The sequence below is a fragment of the Bradyrhizobium sp. USDA 4541 genome, assembly GCF_024171085.1.
GTDB classification, from domain to species: Bacteria; Pseudomonadota; Alphaproteobacteria; order Rhizobiales; family Xanthobacteraceae; genus Bradyrhizobium; species Bradyrhizobium australafricanum.
The window spans coordinates 4,220,559-4,240,962 of the sequence record NZ_JALJZF010000001.1; the positions used below are offsets into that span (position 1 = coordinate 4,220,559).

Below are 20,404 nucleotides of genomic sequence, written 5' to 3' on the forward strand. Positions count from 1 at the left end.
TTCACAGCGTCGTCTGGCGCGAAACGAGGCTCGTCGACCGGGTACGCGACTGGGCGCCGTCCTCGTTTCATCGTCACGTGGAGAGCTCGGCAACTATCCAGCGGATTGGCGGACTTCCCTCATTTTTGGTGGGTCGCTTGTCCCGTTCAATTGCCCTACGGTTGTCCAATCACTGGCCTGTTGATTGGCGAGGCTTCCATGCACGTGACCATGTTGCGGCAACACGTTGTCGGCCTGATCTGTGCTATGGCCGTTGGAATATCGCCGCTCGCTGCCCAGCCTTCGGCATTGCGCAGTTATAATGCGCCGATCGGCGAGAGTTCGGTCTCCGGCATTTCATCCGGCGCCTTCATGGCAATCCAGTTCGGCACAGCCTGGTCTTCGATCATCAAGGGAGTCGGTGCGGTCGCTGGCGGCCCCTATTGGTGCGCGGAGGCGAACTACTGGTACGATGTCATCACCGGGTATTGGGGGCCGATCTGGCGGGCGACGGGTCAATGCATGAAAGGGCCTGCGTCGGACCTGAACATCAAGCACTTCACGAATCAAGCTGATGCGAAGGCGTCAGCCGGCGAGATCGATCCACTTAGCAATCTTGCCAGGCAGAAAATCTACCTCTTTCACGGCTACAACGACGCGGTCGTCTATAAAGCCGCGCCCGATGCGGCTGCCGAGTTCTACCGCCACTATTTGGGCGATGGCAAGCGCGGCAATCTCTTCTATCAGACCGTGCTTGGCGCGGGCCATTCTTTCGTCGTGACGAAACAGAACGACGCGGGACTGAACGACTGCAGCGCCAACAAGGAACCGTATCTCGACCAATGCGGCTACGATCAGGCCGGAATCATTCTGCAGCACATCTATGGCCGCCTGAACCCACTCAATCGCGGGCAACTCGCGGGTACACTCAAGAGCTTCGATCAGTCACTCTATACTAGGCCGTATACACCCGACGAGCTGAGCCTGGGCGATAACGGCTATGCTTTTGTACCTCAGGACTGCGAGCAGGGCGCTCCATGCCGCGTTCACGTGGCGCTGCATGGATGCAAGCAGGATGTCGATCAAATCGGGCCCAAGTTTGTCGACTATGCCGGCTACAATGCGTGGGCGGATACGAACAGTTTTATCATTCTCTATCCTCAAACCAAGCCCCACTCATATTGGCCGACCAATCCGGATGCCTGCTGGGACTGGTGGAGCTACGTCAATCACACCGATGACTATGTCACCAAGTCCGGACCGCAAATCAAGGCGATCAAGGCCATGCTAGACGCGCTCACCGGGGGGAACGCGACGCTCGTCAGTGAAAACGATCAATCGGTGTCAGCACCTCAAGGGCTCACGGCGAACGATGCTTCGGATAGCAGCGTTGATCTTGTCTGGTTTCCGGTATCGGGAGCAACGACTTACAAGGTCCAGCGTGCAGGCGCCGATCGTGCGTTTCAGACGGTTGGCGAGGTAGCCTGGCGCAAGCTTCGCTGACTCCGGCCTGACGCCGCAAACAGCCTTCCGCTGGCGCGTATCTGCCGTGCTCAATGGAACGGAGGGCCCCGCCTCCGAGGAAGTGATCGCTACTACGCGATCGAGGCCTCCCCCTTGCAACGATCCCGGGTCCTGCCCGGTAGGCCCGATAGGCAGGTAGGCGAAGGAGCAATGTATCTTTGCATCAGCTTCATTCATCTGCCGAGCGCGAGGATCATGGATGAGGCGAACATCCTCTCTCTCGGCCCAGGTGGCCGATTAGTGCTCCGGCACTGCCACGTCCTTGTCTGTGCTGAACGAGGTGGCCCCGGAAACAGTTCGCTATCCAGCCAGATATTTGTCAGTGCGCGTGCTCAGCTTGCCGCAACGCTAACAGGTGCCACGCTGGATGCGCTCAGAAACGAAATCGAACTCGCCGAGCAGCAATCTGCACGATGGTCGTCCCCGACCGCAGCTCCCGACGACAGCGTCCATCGGCACCGCGTTCATGTCCGTAACACGGCGCGAGATCATTCTTCCATTGGACGATATCCCATGGATCGGGCGCGCCGGGCCGGATGGCATATGCGCGGCAAGACGGCAGCATCTCCTTTCGTGTCGTTGGTTGAGAATCCCTCAAAACTGGTCGTTTCGCGCGACCCCTGGGCGCGAGCGATCGCCAACAATACGAACACCCTGCACACCTACCTACACCGTAAGCGGCAAGCTGATGCCGCCAGGCGGCGTGGTTCCATGGCATAAGCGCGTCGATTTCGCTACTCGGCCAGCCGTTGGCGATGCGCTGAAGCGTTAAGCTGAGCCAGGCGAACGGATCGACGTTATTCATCTTTGCTGTCTGCAGCAGTGTTGCGATGGTTGCCCAGGTCCGTCCGCTGCCGGCGAAGAGGAGGGCGCGGTGCACGCGGCTATCACGCAACCATGGTCCAATGGCCAAGTGGAAGCTCAGATCACCAAGCTCAAGCTGGTCAAACGGCAGATGTACGGGCGCGCTAAGCTCGATCTCCTTCAGGCTAGGCTGATTGGCGCGCCATAAAAACAAACACGATCATCGAATATGCGTTATAGCCGGACTGGGACCCCCGTATTGCCTCAGGAAGTAATGTTACCCGGGATGAAGGTCTACGAACTGCCCCAGACCGGTCTCGAGCCTCGGGCCGTATTTCATCCACGGGTATGGATACGATGGTTGTCTCCGCCACCTTCCGCCGGAGGGACCGAAGCAGGCGCTGAACATCGAAGGATCGATCGTGGCAAGCCTGCCCGCGATGGGCCAGTGCAGTGAGCTGCGGCTCGACGTCGAACCAGTTCTCGATGGTCGCGAGATGGGGATTGCGCGGCGGCGATCAGGGTGAGACTCCGCTCTCATCCTGATTGGGTTCTTCCGCATATTTGGTGCAGGGTGTGGGATTCACGGACGGTGCGAATAAGGTCATAAGGCTGGAATCGCAGTCGACGCCGTGATTCGCCTTGCACCAAGCATTCCGCTCGCTGATTTCGCCCGAGCTCTTAATTGTCCAGATACTTCCCCAAACTGACAGGGTGGTGCTCGTGGCTCGACCAAAGGCAGCGGTCTCGCTCTGTCCCTGTTGCAGTAACCAAACTCATCGGGTCCACAGCCATTACACGCGACGGTTGGCCGATCTGCCATGGCAGGGTCAAGTGGTCGAAATCCGTCTTCAGGCGCGACGGTTTCGGTGCGCGAATCCCAGATGCCTGCGCCGAATATTTACCGAGCGGCTACCAACGACAGCACGGCCGAGAGCGAGACGAACAATCCGTCTCGGCGAGAGCCAACTGGCGATCGGCTTTGCTGTGGGCGGAGAGCCCGGCTCGCGCCTATCGCACAAACGAGCTATGACGGAAACTGGGTGATGACGGCCTGAGATAGGCGGCGTATCGAGGCGGGTGTCGAGCCTGCCAGAACCTCTCAAGGAGAGCGATACGCCATGAACGAGACTAGCAATATTGTTGCACTTCGTCAGCCCGATGAGATCGACGATCCACTGACCGATATTCTGCGCGCTGGTGCGCGGCAGCTTCTGGCGCAGGCGGTCGAGGTCGAAGTCGAGACCTTTCTTGCCACCGTGAAGGACTTGAAGCTTGCCGACGGGCGCGCCCGTGTGGTGCGGCATGGTTACAGGCCGGCGCGGAGGATCCAGACCGGGGTCGGCTCGGTCGAGGTCGCGCGGGCGAAGAGTCGCGACCGCGGGACGTCCAGCGATGGCGAACGGATCCGGTTCAGCTCGGCGATCCTGCCGCTGTGGGCACGGCGGACCAGAAGTCTGGATGCGCTGTTGCCGGTGCTCTATCTGCGCGGCATCTCGACCGGCGATTTCCAGGAGGCGCTGACGGCCTTGCTGGGCAAGGACGCGCCGAACCTGTCGCCCGCGGTGATTTCCCGGCTGACGGCCGAGTGGCAGGGCGAGTACGAGCGCTGGCAGAGGCGCGACTTGTCGGCGCGACGATACGTGTATGTGTGGGCCGATGGCGTCTTCCTGCAGGCCCGCATGGAAGATCACAGCGAATGCATGCTGGTGCTGATCGGCGCGACGCCGGAAGGCAAGAAGGAACTGATCGGCTTTCAGGTTGGCGTGCGGGAAAGCGCACAAAGCTGGCGCGAACTCCTGATCGACGTCAAACGGCGCGGGTTGCCGATCGCCCCGGAAATTGCTGTCGGTGACGGCGCACTCGGCTTCTGGAAGGCGCTCGACGAGATCTGTCCCGACACGCGGCACCAGCGCTGCTGGGTGCACAAGACCGTGAATGTTCTGGATAAGGTCCCGCTCTCGGTGCAGGCCAACATGAAGACGGATTTGCGCGAGGTCCACCGGGCGCCGAACCGGGGGTCCGCCGAGGCGGCGATCGACGTCTTCGCCGAGAAATACCGCGCCAAGTACGGTCGGGCGGTTGAATGCCTTACCAAGGATAGCGACGAGCTGCTGACGTTCTACGACTTCCCTGCCGAGCATTGGGATCATTTGCGAACGACAAACCCAATCGAGCGCGTGTTCGCCACCGTGCGGCACAGGACGGTGCGCACCAAGGGCTCGTTGTCGCCGACCACGGCCACGCTGATGGTGTTCAACCTGGTCATCGCTGCAGCAAAGACCTGGCGGCGGCTCAAAGGCACAAATCAGTTGCCGAAGCTGATCGCAGGTGTCAGATTCAACGACGGCATCGAGGTCATCCAAATGCCGGCAAACCACGCCGCCTGATCACCTCGTCACCCAAAATCCCGCATAACTCCGCCACCCCTGTCTTTCACAAAATGATCAAGAAGCCTGATTTCGGGATTTGTCAGCGCGGTTTGCGGTAGGGCATTCGGTGAGGAGCGATTGAGCATCGTCATCCAGAAGACGCGCCAACTCACAATGCAGAAGACCGCGATCAGATTGACCAGACGCTCAGCGGTTCGCAATTTTGAGTCCTCTGCTTTGCAGCCAGATTTGAGGATCTTATGGAAGACTTCGATCTTCCACCTCAACGCGTACCATTCGATCTTCTCGATGGCGTCCTTGCGCGATCGGACCGGGAGATCGGTGAGGAGCTTCCACTCGATCTTCTTTCGCCGCTTCGGCCTTCCCCGCTCCTGAGCGTGGATTACGGTCAGAGTGAGTGCGGGATATTTCGTCTGTTTGCCGATCGGCGGCAGGACGCGTATCTTGCGGTACCTGATCTCAAGAACGGCGTCGTCGGGATCGCCTTTGTCGTCCTTGACCTTGATCCGATGTAGACCCTTGATCGTCACCTCGTCCATTTCGTCGGCAATTGTATGATTGCCGTCCCCGGCAAGCCGATCAACACAGGTTCGCACCAGGAAATGCGTTCCGACCTCCTCGGCCAGGCAAAACAGCTCATAGATGTCGCTCTCGCGATCACCAATATGAACGCATCGTCCAGGAGCAGCGAGAAGGTCGGTCGATTGCCGTAAATTCTCGAGCCAGCGGATGCTCTCCTTCTGCTCGATCGGCACCCGTGTCGGATTGATCTTTCGCTTCAGCGCCGTCGTCCCCTTGAACTTCTTGCGGGTCCAGAACTTGATTGCCGACAGTCCGAGCGGAAGCCCCTCGGTCGTCACGGCGAGACTAGAATGCATCAGGATGCCGCACTGTGTCCGTCCTGCCGTCTTGCCCGTAAAGCCGATCAGATCCTGCTTCTCGCGCTTGAAGCTGAACTCCGTCGTGTCATGGAGGACGAGGATCGGTCCCTCCGTCGCCGCTACGCGCCCGCGCGTCGCCTCGAAATGACCGCAAAGAATATCCGCCTCATTGACCCGCTCGTTGGAGAAGAAGCGATAGGCGGCCTTCGTGTTGGCCCAGTCCTGACAAACCAACGGGATGCTTTGACCCATGTCGCTCCCGACTTGTGCGAGCAATTTGCAGAACCGGCGACCAAGCCGCTCATCCTTAAACTCGCATCCCGCAGCTTCTCGATCAACCCACGTCTCGATGCCGGTCGTCAATCGCTGAGCACGTCTCCGCGCGTTCCTTCCAACCCCATCGAGCACCCCACTTCCGAATCAGGTGCTCAACAATGAATCACAACAGATTCTGCCGATTCAAGATTTCGCCCGCGGCGCCTCGCTCAAATCCGACGTCAAATGTGGATAATTGAAAGCTCAGCTTGCCGCTTACGCTACAAATCCTTCGCCTTCCAGAAGGCCTGCAAGCGCTTCGGCCTCAAGCACATCCGCACTAAGCCCTATACGCCCGAAACCAATGGTAAGGCCGAACGCTTCATTCAAACCAGCCTGCGAGAATGGGCCTACGCGCGGGGCTTACAAGACCTCAACAGAAAGAGCCGCGGAACTGCCACGATGGCTTCACTGCTACAACTGGCATCGTCCTCATGGCAGTATCGGTTCAAAGCCATCGATCAGCAGGCTCAGATCACTGGGAACAACCTCTTGAGGCTCCAAATCTAAATTGCCGACGCTGATTGCAGTACGCAGAAAAATGCAATCCGACGTCCCACTCTCATGGCAATCCTCGGAATCGTCATAACATACGGAGTAATCAGCAGCGCCGTCGCCAGCTCACGTAGCTCGCCAATTAGCCACCGCAGCGAGTTCGCTGTGCCTGACGTCAGATCTTGCGGAAAGCCTAGACGAAACTGCCGCTCGAACCTAAGAATCTGGTACCGTAGCGCTTTGAGGCGGGACGGATACAATCGCTTAGTTTGCCGCAGGCCAGCCGTGCCTCAGCAGTAGCTTATAACCGTGGTTGCTCATCCACTTCGCCCTTTCAAGGTGCGTTTCGTACGCAAGCCTGGCGCGATCAGGCTCGCGCTTGGGGTCGATGCGCAGCACGATTTCCACGACTTCTCGCCAGTCAGCGCCTTCAGCGTCAGCGTCCAGCATGCGTAGGTACGTGATCGCATGGTCATGGTCATATGGCGTCAGCATATCCTCTGCCGGTGCCGTAGCAGCGACTTTTGGATCAGACGGAAATTCGCCCATTTTGCTTTTCCTCGACCGTTGCACCAGCCGTATGTTGCACGGCATTTGGACCGATTGATGTCTCGGTCATCGGTGCAGAGGTAGCGCACAAGGGAGCATCGATTATTCCGCGTGGAAACCGCAGTGTTTGTACGAAACGGACCTTTGCTTCAACGAATCGCGGATGAGCGCGGCATGCGCGAGCGCAATACATTGATTTGGCAGTCTTTCGCGCGTTGCGCCTCGCGGCCCTGATCTGACCGGCCAGGCGCAGCATCGGTTGCTCCATGTAAGCTCTTGGGGACCGGCGGAGCCCAAGCTCACTGCTTGCCGCCAGGGATCACGATCGGCTTCCTTGGCTGGGTCTCCCTAATCGAAGCAATCATAGCCTCGATGCTATCGGCGACTAGGGGAGACAACTCGGCCGTGGCGGCATCACTATTGGCCGCTACGCCTTCAAGAAACTCGATGATGAGGTCTTTGCCGAGTATTCCCTTGTGATCGAGGAATTTGATCAGTCCCACCAGGGTAATCTTCTGCACAAGCAGTAGCGCGAATGTTTCGCTGTCCATCTTCAACTCCGATCTTGACCGCGACAGGACAGTATCAGCCAGCACGGCGGTTTAGCTATCGGCGTCGTTCGCGAGAACCACTTCCCCGGAGGCCTGGACCGAAATGTTCTTGCTCCGCTTCGGCGGCAGGCGAGTTTGGCTCTATGCAGCCCGTTTCCGCGATTGGCCTCTGGTTTAAATTGGGGTCTGTACGTCAGGGAGCCCTATCGGGCTCCCTGAACCTCGCCAATAGGCCAGCGGATTGATTTGTCGCGACGGCGGATGAAGAAGCCTGTTGAGTTGGTTGCGAAGAAGATGAGCTCTCGGCCGCTCGTCCTTCGTCTCCCGGTAGATCTTCTCATCCTCCGCGTCATAAGACGGTTCTGTTGCAGAGCTAGGATGTACCCTGTTCGTAACCCCGCCGCAGCATTATCCCGCGCGGTCTTCGCCGTCGACGCAGCAGCCCACATCTTTTCTCCGACAGCGCGATCGAGCTTTTCGGCAGCAGTCGCTGAGATGACACGAGCCAGCGCAGCACGCCGCGCGTGGGTGCCAAAGAAACGCACCCAACGATAGGCGCAGCGAAAGTTGTCTTTGGGCGACGCGAAAGCCGCCCGCTTGCGGAACATGTTCATTGGAGATGTCCCTCATGATTGAAGTGATCTCCTATGAACCTCGCCACCCCCACTTCCTGACATTTAGCTTCATGCCTTGAATTCCCGCGATCGGCGGCTCAGGTCATGAGCGCAGCGCTAACGCTCGGTCCTCCGAACCAGCCAGCGAGCGCCTCAAACGTCCGGCATTTCGTCGATCGCGGCCGAGACGGACGTCGCCGCGCGATATCGCCAGCTGAATGCCCGCTCTCCCGATCGCGGCCGGCCTTGCCCGTGTTGACCTGACGCAGAGCGCCATGCGCCGCAAGGGGCAAGCCCTCGCTCGCGCGCCCTTCGGGTTCGGCCCCTGTCTCTCCGCGTCTCTCCGGTCACCGGCAAGGCCGAGCGCCGCCAGAACAGGAGAGACCATGAGCAACAATCGCTTCGATATTCATCAGCACATCACCGACCGCATCGTCGCCGCTATCGAGGCCGGGACCGACAAATGGCAAATGCCGTGGCATCGCGGCAGCGGCAGTCGCCGGCCCGTCAACGTGGCGTCCGGCAATCCCTACAACGGCGTGAACATTCTGGCATTGTGGATCGAGGCGCAGGTCCACGGCTACGGCTCACATCTCTGGGGCAGCTACCGACAATGGGCCGCCAAGGGCGCCATTGTCAGGAAAGGCCAGAAAGCTTCCTACGTCATTTTCTACCGGCAGATTGAGATCGAAGCCGACGATACCGATCAAAACGATCCCAAACGGCGGTTAGTCGCCCGCGCAACGCCGGTATTCAACGCCGACCAGGTCGATAGCGACCGCACCGCTGAAGACAAGCCGCAAAGTGCGTTCCCATCCGTTGCTTCCGTCGACGGCTTTGTCGCCGCAACTGGCGCAATCGTGAGAAGCGGCGGTCGTCGCGCATGCTTTTTCCCCTCACGTGACGAGATCCATATGCCCGAACGCTCCATGTTTACCGGTTCGGCGACGTCATCTGCAAGTGAGGCATACTACTCGACGCTGCTACATGAACTCGTTCACTGGACGGCTCCTGCCCACCGCTGCAATCGCGACCTGTCCGGTCGCTTTGGTAGCGACGCCTACGCGCTGGAGGAACTGATCGCCGAACTCGGCGCAGCATTCCTATGCAGCGAGCTTAACGTCACGGTTGAGCCACGCGCGGACCACGCGCAGTATCTGGCGCACTGGCTCTCCGTGCTTAAAGCCGATAAGCGGGCGATTTTCACAGCCGCTTCAAAGGCGTCCGAAGCCAATGCCTACCTTGCCAATCTGGCGACACCAATTGCCCAGTCGACGTGAGCGCTCAAAGCGCGTGGCGCGCACTATCACCGAAGCAACGCGCCACGTTGCAGCGCACCAAGCCGACGAAGCCTCGTCTCGACGAGTGGTCTTGTCTTTACCCCGGCGCTGCACCTGTTACTTTGGCCGGATCAAGGTACCGGCGCGCGTCGCAGCGAGGAGGTCCTTTGCCGAACAAAAGCCGTGCTGACGAGGTGGCCCAAAGCGCCCGTCTCTTGAAAGCATCCGGTCGCTGCAGCATCCTGCCGACCGACGACGGGTAATCGAAATGGTTGAAGCCATGACGACAGCAAACGACGCGCAGAGCATGCCGCATCCACCCGCGGGCCAACGAGAGTCCTGAGCCTGCATCTTTGCCGTCTGCGCGTTTCTGACTTGTCTGAGGCAGTGCGCCCTACTTGAGCGGGCACCAGACCTCTGCGAACTCGACGCTCCATGGTATGGAGTTGCTGCGAGGCATGGCGCTAACATAACAACCACAACAAGAGGAGCGATGCCATGATCCTCGTGCGGCTCGCTCGTTTGGTGGCGTCGGATGCACGTCTTCTTTGCATCCAGCCTCTGTCTCAAATAACGAGAAGAAAAAGGAGCCGTACGAGCGACCCCTTCCTCCTATAACCGCGAGTGCGACGACCCTCTTGTGAGTCGATTGGACATGCCCCTCAACCGCGCTACTGAAACGACTTAAGACAAACACTTGCATTGCGATTTGGCGGCGTGTGCATCGCTACTCCTTCTTATGACGGAGACGCGGCTTCGGCCGCCTGGGCGAGGTCTTGAGAATGTCGGCACAGCCGGAGGGCTCGATAAAGAGCTCGGACGGCTCAACGGCGAGCGTTGCGGCAATACGATCGATGACATCAATCGTTGGGTTCTTCAATTGCCGCTCGAGACCCGCCAAGTAGGAACGGTTGATCCCGGCCGCGCGAGCCAACTCCTCTTGCGAAAGGCCCCTTTTTAGGCGGATCCGCCGGACGTTCCAGGCCAGTAACGCGCGAGGTTTCATGGTCAAAACATTACCATGCGCTCGGCCGGTTAAAACACTGGCTATAGCCCACCATTTAAACCCCAGTCCATATTCCTGCTACTTAGTGTCGACGACATCGAACATGGATGCCTGATCATGCATGTCTCCACCAGCGGCGAACCCGGCTCGACCGTGCGCTTGATCTAAACGTTTGTATGTATTGGATAGATGCCTCAGGTCGATTAGGAATATCAGCAGCCAAGGACAACTGCTGCGCAGCACGCCAGCCGCTGCGATAACTGTTTAAGTAAAGGTAATTCCTTGATCGCTGATGCGCACCGTACTTAGTCGCAAGAGCCGCAACCAGGCTATCTGATTGCAACTCAACCGACTGCGTTCCCAACCAGCGTTCGAAATTGACGTCGAAGAGATCCGCCCTGCAACTCGCTAGGCGCGAGGGCCAGCCGCGACCGGACTCGGCAGGAAGGTGCGGATTCTGGATGGAAGAACACCGACAGAGCCTTTCCGATGTCCGTTCACGTTGTCGCTGATAGCCGTGCCAAGCTTGGCGCCATTTCCGGTATCCTGGCCCACGAACACGGCGTTACGGCCGAATTGCTCGGCAACGGAGCTACCGTTCCCTCCGCCAACGAAGCGGTGGTTGTTAACGTCGATTTGCGTGTCGTCGAGAACATTGGAACATTGAAACCCTGAAGGGCATGCTGGCGATCATGTTGCGCGCGCCCAAGCGTGTCTTTGTTGTTGACCCACCCACACGGCTCGCGACGGTCCAAGCCTATGCGCTTGGCGCAACACACGTACTTGTGAGTCCAATCAAGCCGAAGCAACTCCTTGAGAAGCTCTCCACCCGAAATGCTCTGCCTGGCGATCCAACCAAGGTACTTTTTGGGCGGCGAAAAGATTGCTTCTGAAGGAGCTGATTGTCTTTCAGCGATGTTTCGAGCTGCCGCGGGCGGCCTTACGATCGACGTGGCGGAGACACGTTGCGCCGGCAATGCGATAGCCGACTACGTCACCGAGCACGGTCTTGCGAAATGGCTGACGGTCGTTCGTCGTCACCACGAAGGTACGTATCAGCACTGCCTTCTGATGACGGGCATTGCAGTGGACTTCGGCTTAGATCTTGGCATGGTCAGGCAAGACATTGATCGCCTGCATGCCGCGGCGATCTTCCACGATATCGGAAAAGCAACGATACCACTTGCGGTGCTCGACAAGCCCGGCAAACTCGACGACCGCGAGCGATCCCTGATCGAAACCCATCCCGCGGCTGGGTACGAGATGCTCTTGGGAACCGCCGAGGTCTCGCAGGAAATCCTCGATGCGGTACGGCATCACCATGAATATCTCGACGGCAGCGGCTATCCGGACCGTCTCTCCGCGGAGAATATTCCCGACATTGTCCGCATCCTGACGATTTCCGATATCTTTGCGGCGTTGATCGAGCACCGACCGTATCGGGCGACCATGTCTCGCGATACCGCTTACGAGGTCCTGGTCGGCATGAAGGGCAAACTGGAGAGCCCGCTGGTTGATGCGTTCCGGCATGTCGCGCTCAGCAGATGACTCCCGACTTCTCTCAACACTCGCGATGCAACGAGTGCGATTCGAATACGGGATCCTGATGGGGACGAAATCGGAATTCGATCACGAATGCCAAGCACATTTCGCCGACTTGCGGTGGGCGCGAGTGCCGGCTCAACGCCGGATGCTCTCGCACGATCGATGTCCGCGAGGCGGTTTATGACCGGAGATCAGGCCAGGCGATTGAAGCTAGGTGACTACGTTTGCTGGCAAGGCACTCCTGATATGGACCTTGGCGTCGTCAGCAGTGTGGGTCGCTTTGGCGTTGTCATCCGGTGGGCGAACGTCAACAAACCTCGCCGCTCTTCAACGACATGCGGCTGGTGAGCCAGACAGACCTCAATGGCTGCGTCAATCCGGGATAATGCTCAAAACGCTAGATAATAAGGTTCGCCGCGCACGGCCCACACCTGGCCCCGAGGATACTTGTTTGCTGGCTCCGTTGATAATGTGCTTGGTCGCATCGGTCGACCGATTCTGGAGATACAGTTGAGAATGCCGATCTCCGCGACGTCGATCTTCGCGGTGGTCGGCCCGTGTCGCTAGCCGTTTCGGTTCGAAGTAGCCATTCTGCAAAGCAGCTCCCAAACTTCAGTTCGGTCGCGACCTGCCATGTCCGGGACCTGCCATGTCTGGTTCGGTACCTTAATGTCGCAAGTCCGACCCACGCGAGCACGATCTTTATGAGTTTCGTGCTAAGCCTATTGTTTTTCCGTTCGAATACGGCCTCGCTTCACTTGCGATGGCACACCGCTTGCTGAACGAGCGAAGTGATCCGGGTCGTGCTGTCATTCCAGCTCGCAATCGCGAACCAACGCTCAGATAGGCCAACCCAGAGCCAAGGTGCTCGACGACCGGCCGCAGAAACTTAACGCATCAGAATTGAGAGGAACGTCATGGCTACCACGATCACAATCAACGTGCAGAACGACAGCCCCTCGCTTCAGAACTTCTTCTTCTTCCAGCAGCCGGCGGTCTACACGGGCGGCCTGAAGTCTATACCAACAGCTTATACGCGCAGGCGCTGTTGCCCTACGAGACGTCCGGAGCGATCCTAACGTTTTCTCTGGTTCTGCAAGATTACGCCGGCGTCCAACAACAAGTAACACCGCCGACTGTCGGAAAACCGTCGGGGCAACTCGCAGCCACGCAGCCGATCACCGTGACCCCTGCAGCCGGCGGGACGCCGGCGAGAAACACCACGACTATGTCGGTCACTCCATCGCTCGGGCTGTCGCCGCCGGTATCAAAGGCTGGTCCGCAGGCTGGATCTTCCGAATCATCACGCCGCTCTACAACCCGACCTTGGAAAACTACAATGCCGAATCGGCGCTACGGACGCTGACTGGTGGCGTCACATTCTCCAACTTCGTGACAGCCCAGCCTAACAACAATCTGGACTGCCAACCCATTCGCATCTTTTACGTCCAGACCGGCATCTACACGGCGGGCACGGTGATGAACTTTACCGCGTCGTCAGCCACCGCCGCCGTCTGCGACGCGACCCCAGGATACTCGTCCTTCAGCGTAGTGTATAATGCCAATGGTACATGGACGGTCGAACCATTTGCGCTCTTTCGCGGGTCGAATGGCCACGGCAGACTCGTTGCAGGCGCGACTGCTACAAGCGCAGAGGTTGTCAACGAAGCCGGCACAGCTACGATCTCCACCGGGTATGTTGCGGACAATAATTTCAGCCCACCCATCCTTGTGCAGAATCTCAGCAATGCTGCCGCGATAAATCTGCTTGGGGACTATCAAGTTGGCCACCATCGGTGGACCGAAGCTAGGAACGACGTGCATCGAAAAACAGGGAAATTCAGCGACTTTCGCGCCCTAACCCCTGTGACGGGTTGCCGCGAAGAGAGGGACATAAGTGCCCCACCAGGCACCTACTCGTCCTTAAACTCCAGACTCCTCGCTCTTTGATCTGAATTGCCCGGTATCTCCTTCCCGGGCATTGAGTTGCGATGATGTACGAGCATCACCATCAAGCGGTCGAGAGTACGCCGATGTCAAACACATATTGGTTCTCGTGGTGTTCATTCCCTTTCTTTGCGCCACTTAGCGGAGCCATGACCCTGGACATCGATAACGTCCTCAGAGTCTCAGAAAGCGAAAAGAAGAACCGTTTATACCCGCGGCGGCTCAGTCATCTCGGACTTTGGCGGCGAGCGGCCGATACCGATAGTCAACTCTTGGATACCGCCGAGCTGCAGCAAAAGGTTACCGGGCGCGACGCACCGCGTCAGCGTCCGGGTGCACACTATGAGCCCCGCCGGCCCGACCCGCGCTTTCTCCACGGCGGCGCACGCAGGAGCGGTCAAGGACGCGCGCATTGCGCACACGCAAGGGCTTGTCCCTGACGGCTCCGAGCACGCTACGAGGCTGAGGTGCGTTCGAGGGGCTCTGTAGCGTGCCGAACATGGCGCGTACCGCCTGGGCCATGAATGGTCGCGGTGGCGCATACCAAGCTCCAGCGCCTGGCGCTGCTTAAACTCGCGGCATAAGCCGAGAGACGTCGGGAATGTGGTGAGGTCAAACGGAGGGTTGTGGGCAATCGGTCAGGAATTGGTATTCGAAGAATCACCAGGTAGATGAGTGCCAGCGAACGCGCGTTCCGAATTGGATCCAATCCACGCATTCCGTAAGGGCCCGCTACGTGTCGAGGTCGCATCACGAGGCGGGACACACGTCAGCCCCCGACCACATGCATGGGCCGAAGTTATATCTTGCTTGCGTTTCGCTGGGGCGTCCGCCCGCAAATCGGGGAACCGTCCGCGGCCCAAACTTTCGGTCTGCTTGAGGAAGTCGACCGCTGCAGCCAAGGCGGCAACACTTGTCCGATCAAATGGCCCTGCGAGGAGCCGCCTGCGTCGGTGAATCCAGGCGGGAAAAGAAGGAAGCGGAGCACACGACGTTCTCGGGCATGTAGCGTTGGAATATCGCTCGGTGGTACGTGATAACGGTCCGTGCAAAGAGTGTTCGGGAAGCATGACTCCGGACGACTCCATGTAAGATCATAAGCAGCAACTGCGCCGCGTTGATCAGGAATAATCAAAGTCATGCCAGCAGAGCTTCGCAGCACGCAAAGAACCGATTGGAGGCCCTCCTCGAGTATGGAAGGGAAGAATAATCATGTCGGGTTGCTGACTTCGCCCTCTTCAACCAGACAGGGGCGATCAACACAAAAATTCATGTGCTGCCGGTGCCGGTGCCGAACTTTTATACCAACATTTCAGGGCGCCAGCTTGCCCAGTGCCAACTAAGCGGGGATGCCGGATTTCGGCAACATTGCGCGATTGGGCGCGCTTACAACGAAGCTGCGCCGCATTTTCTCTAGCAGGTTCTGACTATTAGCCGCCTACAAGATTTGGCAGGTCCTAGCTCAATTCGCTTTTGTATATAGCTGAACCTCTGTCCCGCGTTTCGGCGCGGGACCACCGGCAGATAACGGAGGCCACATGGCACACAAGAAACTCGTCAATCAAAGTGGGCTGACACTTACGGTGTTGCTCATCACGCGCGTCGGCTCAGAGCCGAACCAGTCCGGGCCGATCGTCCCAGCGGCGCTACCGGTGGGCGGGAAGCAGACGATTGAGTACGGTAATGCGCAGAATCCTTTTCTCAATGGGCTTGTGATCTCCTCATCGTCCGATGGTGCGTTTTCGAATGGGTCCCAGATCGTGACGGCTCGAGGCAGCAAGTGGGATACAGTACTAAACACGCACGATACGCTTACCTTTAGCGGAGCGGGTGGACTGAACGTTGTGGGTTCGAACACATGACCCGTCACGGCGCCAGCGCCGCGACGAAAATTTGCCGCTCGTGGATGGCAAGCTGATGTTTGTCGCTCCGCCGTCCTGCTGGTGCCGCAGATGGACCGAAAGGTGAAGCTCATGCCCTCCGCGCTCGTCAGCCGCGATCATTCGCGTCGGGCTGTTAGATGGCCCCCGGCGGAGACGAACCAGTGATATCTTCACCTTGCACAGCAGGAGCGGAAGGTATCTGAAAAAAAGCCCGGAGTTCATGAAAGGACCGCGTGGAGTCATCTTGGAATGACGGTATAGCATATGAGTACCAATCTCGCAGTGCATGGTCCGCCCAAAACGTTGCGGCTGGTCACAGAGGCCTATACGAGCCTGCTCATCATCGGCTTCGCCCTGCTGCCCACTCAGTTCATCGCTTATCTTTATTTCCAGCAAGATCCCGCGCTGAAGTTTGAGGATCACCTCTTCCACGAGTTCGCCATCGCCGTCGCAACCCTCGAGGGGCTGTTCGTCACATATGTGACTTGGCGTTGCTACCGGTCTTCAGGCGAGCCTCTGTTGCGTTGGTTGACGCTCGGTTTTCTGGCGTTCGCGCTGATCTATTCGCTACACGGTGCCTTCACCGGGATGGCACACCACAATATTTGGCTGTTTCTGCTCTATGGGCCGACTTCGCGTCTAGCAATGTCGATTTTGCTCTTGGTCGGGCTGCTCAGCTACAATCAGCCGTCAGACGAGTTCGAGAAGCGTTCGAACGCGCGCGCATGGTTGATGTGGATTGGCCTGTTCCTAGCTACGGACATCGGTGTCGCACTGATCGCCTATTCTTCATATGCGGGGCACCCAGCGGTCCGCTTGTCCATGGAGGGCGGCGCATTGCTATTCAGTGTGCTGAATGTCTTGGTCATGCTCATGCGACGGATTCACTCGCCTCTGATGCTTGTTTTTGGCGTTTCCGTCGCGTGGTTCGCGCTATCGTCGCTCGCATTCATTCTAGCGGCGCCATGGAATCATATGTGGTGGCTGGCCCACGCGATCTTTGCTGGCGGGTTCTTTTTGCTCAGCTACGGAGTTGTCCGGGCTTTCCGAACGACGCAATCGTTCGCGACCATCTATAGCCAGGAAGAAATGACGGCCCGCCTAGCTCAATCGATGGCCGATACTCAAAAGGCGCTCCAGCAAGTGCAGCTGAGCAATCAAAGGTTGGAGCGGCTTGCCGCCACCGATCCGCTGACTGGTGCCGGGAATCGGCGCCACTTCATCGAGCATATCGGCGCCGAGATCGCGCGGGCCAAGCGGACCGGTGCCCCATTGTCTCTGCTATCGCTCGATCTGGACCATTTCAAGGATATCAATGACTCGCGCGGCCACAGCGTCGGCGATGAAGTCCTGCGCATATTTGTACGAAAGTGTCTGGAGGCGATTCGGCCTTACGACTCCATCGCGCGCGTGGGTGGCGAAGAATTCATGGTGTTGCTTCCGGGGGCGACGCTCGATGCGGCTAGCGCGGTCGCCGAGCGCGTTCGGTCCGCGATCGAGCGAACTGCATTCGACGTCGGAGCCGAACCGCCGGTTGGCGTCACTATCAGTGTTGGAGTGTCGGAGTTCGGGCGCGATGGCGACACGCTCGACCAATTCTTGAACGTCGCCGACCAGCGGCTCTATCGCGCAAAATTTGAAGGTCGCAACCGTGTTGTAGTCGCTTAGGTTATCGTGGACCGTACACTTCGTCTCAATCCGCCTTGGCCCTACGCCGGTTCTCGCTGTCATTTCTCCGAGAAAGAGCCACGCCCCCACTAACAAGCATTCGGTCATGGTCTAGCAATTGAAATGTTTGCAGGTGAGTTCGCGCCGCAACAAGTTGCGGCCACTAGCTGCCGGGAGCTGCCATGTCGTTGCTTCTCAACGGCGCTCGATCGCCTTCGCTTCGTCGACCGCTCAGTTGCCGATCACCTCACGCTGCGAAGGTCAGCGTCCCGGGTGCGCGCCCGCAGTCATCGATCGGCTCGCCAGGCAATTGGAAGGAGGTCCGGCTCCGAAGCACTACTGGCAGAAACCCAGTCGCACTGATCGCTGTCGCACGTGAACTGGTGTTCGCCCATACGTTCTCCTCCAGGTGTTCAAGGTCTCGAAGCGGCATATCGAGGACGTAACTTGTTACTTCGGCCGCGTTAACAACGTGCGCGCTTCCTGGTCCCTTGAGCACGACTTTGCCGGGAGGCCTTCGCGCCGCCGATATCGCATCACAGCTCGCGATGACGTAATTGAAGCTCGGCACTCGACGCCCAACATCTGGTCCGGTCAAGATTCTTGCTGCGGGCGAGAACCTGACTGGGCCGTGCATCAGGTTTGACAAAGATGAGATTGTCGACATCACGATCGCGCCTATTGCGCTTCGTTTGGCGTAGTTCTGCCACGAGGGATTTCATTGCTCTCTTCAGTGGCCTCGTTCTCGCTTCAGTCTTAGCGCACCTCTATGGGCTTGTCCCTCGCTTGATCCGGTTGGGGCTGGGCTTAGAGTCTGCACTCGACGACATCGTATTCACAATATTCGTTGCGTTCTTGCTCAGTGTCTCGCTAACAATCTTTAGTGTTCGGCGTTGTCGACAACTCGTCCGCGAAACTGAAGCACGAATCATTGCAGAAGGAGAAGCCTGCGATTTTGGGCGACACGATCCGTTGACCGGCTTGCCGAACCGCCGCTTGTTCGATGAGGAACTTGATCTGTGCCTTGGCCTCGCCACCGACACGCATCAAGTCGCCATTCTGATGCTTGGCCTCGACGGCTTCAAGCGAATCAAGGACGCGCACGGCCTCGCAGCGGGGGACAAGGCACTCAGCGAATTTGCCAAGAGGCTTGCCGACATCTTGCGCAAGGACGGCGTCCTAGCGAGGATTGGAGGCGATGAATTCGGGATCGTCCTGCCAAACATTAGCTCCCTCGAAGATCCCGCCAATCTGGCGCGCCGCATCGTGGCGTCCGCCGCCGACACTTTCGCGATTGAGACTGGCGCAGCCGAGCTTGGTGTTGGAATTGGCATCGCGATCGCTCCGCTTGACGGCATCAATCGCCACGAATTGGTCAGGAGCGCAGAACGCGCGCTTTATCGCGCGCAACGCGAAGGCAGATCGCGTGTTCGCTTTTTCGAGCCAGACATGGACGCGCATCTCGAGCGGCGCGTTCAAATCGAGCGCGAGCTTCGTAGCGCTGTCGCGGCGGACATCATCGAGCCGCACTATCAGCCGCTGGTTTCACTCGCAAATAGTCGCATTATCGGGTTCGAGGCCTTGGCGCGTTGGGAAAACAGGACGTTTGGGAATATCCCGGCCGACGTGTTTATTCCGATTGCAGAAGAAACGGGTCTCATCAACGCACTTGGAGATCAGCTTCTTCGCCGCGCCTGTCTTGACGCAAATGCGTGGCCGAAGACGTTTTCGCTTGCCTTCAACATTTCGCCTGTTCAATTGCGGGATTGCGCGCTTCGAGAGCGCATTCTAGCAGCTCTTGCGCAAACCGGTTTCAGTCCATGCCGCCTCGAGATTGAAATTACCGAGAGCGCGTTTGTGGAGAAAACCGGCGTTGCGAAGGCCGTGATCGACGAACTTCGTCAAGCCGGCATCCGCGTCGCGCTCGATGATTTCGGAACAGGTTATGCTACGCTCAGCCAACTGCTTTCGTTTCGTCTTGACAAGATCAAGATCGACCGCAGCTTTGTGTCGGATCTCGACAATAGTACCGACAGCCGGGTGATCGTTCGTGCTATACTTAACCTTGCTAAAGGATTTGGTTTGACGACGACGGCCGAGGGGATCGAAGACGAAGGCCCGTTGGTCTATCTGGCGGCTAATGGTTGTACAGAAGGACAAGGCTATCTATTCAGTGGTGCCGTTCCAGCCGCGGGTATTCCCGCGCTGCTTGATCGAGAGGCCGGCCGCAGAGCGGTTACTGATGATGGAGCAGGAAGTCTGCTTGCCTGAGTCGACGTGCTGAGTTCTTGAGGAGCGTCCGCCACAAGTAAGCTGCGAAGAAGTCACGCTTGTCCCCAGAACACCTCGAACGTGCTCGGGGGGCTTAATCAGAAAGGGGCGTTAGATTCTCGACGCTACATTGCATACAGCATCCGAAATTGCATTGTTGCTCCGGGTAAGCGCATTCTCTTGGAGCGGCAGCTTTTAAGAAATCAGATCGGCCCGATCGTTGGGCGGGTGGCTCACCTTTTTCAACAACTCGCGTGAACGCGCAGGGACTCCGCGAGCGATCCTATTTCCTCAGGCCGCACGAGCGGCCGAGCCTGATCTTCGACCACTCTCTCTTCGCCCCGGCGGTGTACAGATGCGCAATGTTGGAGGACTACAGTCAGACATCTGTCGTTCGGACATCGTCTAACGCGCCGGATACCCCTCCGATTGAAGTGCCGGAGCTCAATGTTCCAGTCTGGTTCCTGACCGCGCCAAGCACTGTCGTACGCGCACCCGCTAAACACACTGCCATTTGCACCCGGTTGTGCGCAGGCGGAACCCTCCCGACGGGGCCATCGATAATCAGTGACGCCCGCGAGGCCGTATCACTCAACACCAAACGAACTAGTAGACAAGGCTCCCAATGCGAAACCTAATCTGACTTGCGGTCTCGCGGGAGGACATGACGTAGACTGTCCGATTTCTGACATGCTGTCG

The 20,404-nt window shown here is 58.3% G+C and carries 16 protein-coding genes and 1 pseudogene; 12 read left to right on the forward strand and 5 right to left on the reverse strand.

The genetic code is table 11. The features are described 5' to 3' along the window. Window positions 1–198 precede the first annotated feature (198 nt). A complete protein-coding gene (locus J2R80_RS19795; RefSeq protein WP_253639221.1) occupies window positions 199–1,482 on the forward strand; it encodes a PHB depolymerase family esterase in 1,284 nt (427 codons plus the stop codon). A gap of 171 nt (window positions 1,483–1,653) precedes the next feature. Further along, the gene (locus J2R80_RS19800) at window positions 1,654–2,223 is read left to right on the forward strand and encodes a hypothetical protein (protein ID WP_253641116.1); all 570 of its coding nucleotides are present in this window, start codon (window positions 1,654–1,656) and stop codon (window positions 2,221–2,223) included. On the opposite strand, the pseudogene J2R80_RS19805 reads toward J2R80_RS19800, so the two are convergent. Further along, a pseudogene (locus J2R80_RS19805) lies at window positions 2,204–2,368 on the reverse strand (transposase domain-containing protein); the annotation flags it as partial. The gene J2R80_RS19800 and the pseudogene J2R80_RS19805 overlap by 20 nt on opposite strands. 662 nt (window positions 2,369–3,030) lie before the next feature. Between J2R80_RS19805 and J2R80_RS19810 the strand changes: the two are divergent. Then, window positions 3,031–3,354 (forward strand): transposase family protein, encoded by a 324-nt coding sequence (locus J2R80_RS19810; protein WP_253640994.1) that lies wholly within the window; start codon window positions 3,031–3,033, stop codon window positions 3,352–3,354. 74 nt (window positions 3,355–3,428) lie between these two features. After that, window positions 3,429–4,697: an IS256 family transposase gene (locus J2R80_RS19815; RefSeq protein WP_253639222.1), complete on the forward strand. Its 1,269-nt coding sequence runs from the start codon at window positions 3,429–3,431 to the stop codon at window positions 4,695–4,697. A gap of 8 nt (window positions 4,698–4,705) precedes the next feature. Here J2R80_RS19815 and J2R80_RS19820 read toward each other — a convergent pair whose 3' ends face one another. Beyond that, complete coding sequence (locus J2R80_RS19820) at window positions 4,706–5,944, reverse strand: IS4 family transposase (RefSeq protein WP_253639223.1); 1,239 nt, start codon at window positions 5,942–5,944, stop codon at window positions 4,706–4,708. Between the two features lie 256 nt (window positions 5,945–6,200). On the opposite strand from J2R80_RS19820, the gene J2R80_RS19825 reads away from it, so the two are divergent. Continuing rightward, complete coding sequence (locus tag J2R80_RS19825; RefSeq protein ID WP_375162597.1) at window positions 6,201–6,392, forward strand: integrase core domain-containing protein; 192 nt, start codon at window positions 6,201–6,203, stop codon at window positions 6,390–6,392. 263 nt (window positions 6,393–6,655) lie between these two features. On the opposite strand, the gene J2R80_RS19830 is transcribed toward J2R80_RS19825, so the two are convergent. Further along, window positions 6,656–6,940 (reverse strand): DNA -binding domain-containing protein, encoded by a 285-nt coding sequence (locus J2R80_RS19830; RefSeq protein ID WP_253639224.1) that lies wholly within the window; start codon window positions 6,938–6,940, stop codon window positions 6,656–6,658. Window positions 6,941–7,239: 299 nt separating this feature from the next. Continuing rightward, window positions 7,240–7,491 carry a hypothetical protein gene (locus J2R80_RS19835; RefSeq protein WP_253639225.1) on the reverse strand — a complete coding sequence of 84 codons (252 nt, stop codon included), beginning with the start codon at window positions 7,489–7,491 and terminating at the stop codon, window positions 7,240–7,242. Window positions 7,492–8,491: 1,000 nt separating this feature from the next. Between J2R80_RS19835 and J2R80_RS19840 the strand changes: the two genes are divergently transcribed. Beyond that, window positions 8,492–9,385 carry an ArdC family protein gene (locus tag J2R80_RS19840; RefSeq protein WP_253639226.1) on the forward strand — a complete coding sequence of 298 codons (894 nt, stop codon included), beginning with the start codon at window positions 8,492–8,494 and terminating at the stop codon, window positions 9,383–9,385. Window positions 9,386–10,112: 727 nt separating this feature from the next. Here the strand turns inward: J2R80_RS19840 and J2R80_RS19845 are convergent. Beyond that, on the reverse strand, window positions 10,113–10,391 hold the full coding sequence (locus J2R80_RS19845) for a helix-turn-helix domain-containing protein (protein ID WP_253640995.1): 279 nt from the start codon (window positions 10,389–10,391) through the stop codon (window positions 10,113–10,115). 489 nt (window positions 10,392–10,880) lie between these two features. On the opposite strand from J2R80_RS19845, the gene J2R80_RS43470 reads away from it, so the two are divergent. The 6 genes from J2R80_RS43470 (at window position 10,881) to J2R80_RS19870 (ending at window position 19,705) form a co-directional block, all read left to right on the forward strand. Beyond that, window positions 10,881–11,066 carry a hypothetical protein gene (locus tag J2R80_RS43470; RefSeq protein ID WP_309143763.1) on the forward strand — a complete coding sequence of 62 codons (186 nt, stop codon included), beginning with the start codon at window positions 10,881–10,883 and terminating at the stop codon, window positions 11,064–11,066. Window positions 11,067–11,258: 192 nt separating this feature from the next. After that, window positions 11,259–11,939 carry an HD domain-containing phosphohydrolase gene (locus J2R80_RS43475; RefSeq protein WP_309143764.1) on the forward strand — a complete coding sequence of 227 codons (681 nt, stop codon included), beginning with the start codon at window positions 11,259–11,261 and terminating at the stop codon, window positions 11,937–11,939. 1,323 nt (window positions 11,940–13,262) lie between these two features. Then, on the forward strand, window positions 13,263–13,886 hold the full coding sequence (locus tag J2R80_RS19855) for a hypothetical protein (RefSeq protein ID WP_253639227.1): 624 nt from the start codon (window positions 13,263–13,265) through the stop codon (window positions 13,884–13,886). Window positions 13,887–15,421: 1,535 nt separating this feature from the next. After that, entirely contained in the window at window positions 15,422–15,745 is a 324-nt protein-coding gene (locus tag J2R80_RS19860; protein WP_253639228.1) for a hypothetical protein, read from the forward strand. Between the two features lie 285 nt (window positions 15,746–16,030). Next, entirely contained in the window at window positions 16,031–17,434 is a 1,404-nt protein-coding gene (locus J2R80_RS43405) for a GGDEF domain-containing protein (protein WP_305884547.1), read from the forward strand. 972 nt (window positions 17,435–18,406) lie between these two features. Continuing rightward, window positions 18,407–19,705 (forward strand): bifunctional diguanylate cyclase/phosphodiesterase, encoded by a 1,299-nt coding sequence (locus tag J2R80_RS19870; RefSeq protein ID WP_253639229.1) that lies wholly within the window; start codon window positions 18,407–18,409, stop codon window positions 19,703–19,705. Window positions 19,706–20,404: the final 699 nt, after the last annotated feature.

Bases quoted from the DNA above. Each gene is read 5' to 3' on its own strand.
- J2R80_RS19795 (WP_253639221.1), top strand. From the start codon at position 199: ATGCACGTGACCATGTTGCGGCAACACGTTGTCGGCCTGATCTGTGCT.
- J2R80_RS19800 (WP_253641116.1), top strand. From the start codon at position 1,654: ATGTATCTTTGCATCAGCTTCATTCATCTGCCGAGCGCGAGGATCATG.
- J2R80_RS19815 (WP_253639222.1), top strand. From the start codon at position 3,429: ATGAACGAGACTAGCAATATTGTTGCACTTCGTCAGCCCGATGAGATC.
- J2R80_RS19825 (WP_375162597.1), top strand. From the start codon at position 6,201: ATGGTAAGGCCGAACGCTTCATTCAAACCAGCCTGCGAGAATGGGCCT.
- J2R80_RS19830 (WP_253639224.1), bottom strand. From the start codon at position 6,940: ATGGGCGAATTTCCGTCTGATCCAAAAGTCGCTGCTACGGCACCGGCA.
- J2R80_RS19835 (WP_253639225.1), bottom strand. From the start codon at position 7,491: ATGGACAGCGAAACATTCGCGCTACTGCTTGTGCAGAAGATTACCCTG.
- J2R80_RS19840 (WP_253639226.1), top strand. From the start codon at position 8,492: ATGAGCAACAATCGCTTCGATATTCATCAGCACATCACCGACCGCATC.
- J2R80_RS19845 (WP_253640995.1), bottom strand. From the start codon at position 10,391: ATGAAACCTCGCGCGTTACTGGCCTGGAACGTCCGGCGGATCCGCCTA.
- J2R80_RS43470 (WP_309143763.1), top strand. From the start codon at position 10,881: ATGTCCGTTCACGTTGTCGCTGATAGCCGTGCCAAGCTTGGCGCCATT.
- J2R80_RS19860 (WP_253639228.1), top strand. From the start codon at position 15,422: ATGGCACACAAGAAACTCGTCAATCAAAGTGGGCTGACACTTACGGTG.
- J2R80_RS43405 (WP_305884547.1), top strand. From the start codon at position 16,031: ATGAGTACCAATCTCGCAGTGCATGGTCCGCCCAAAACGTTGCGGCTG.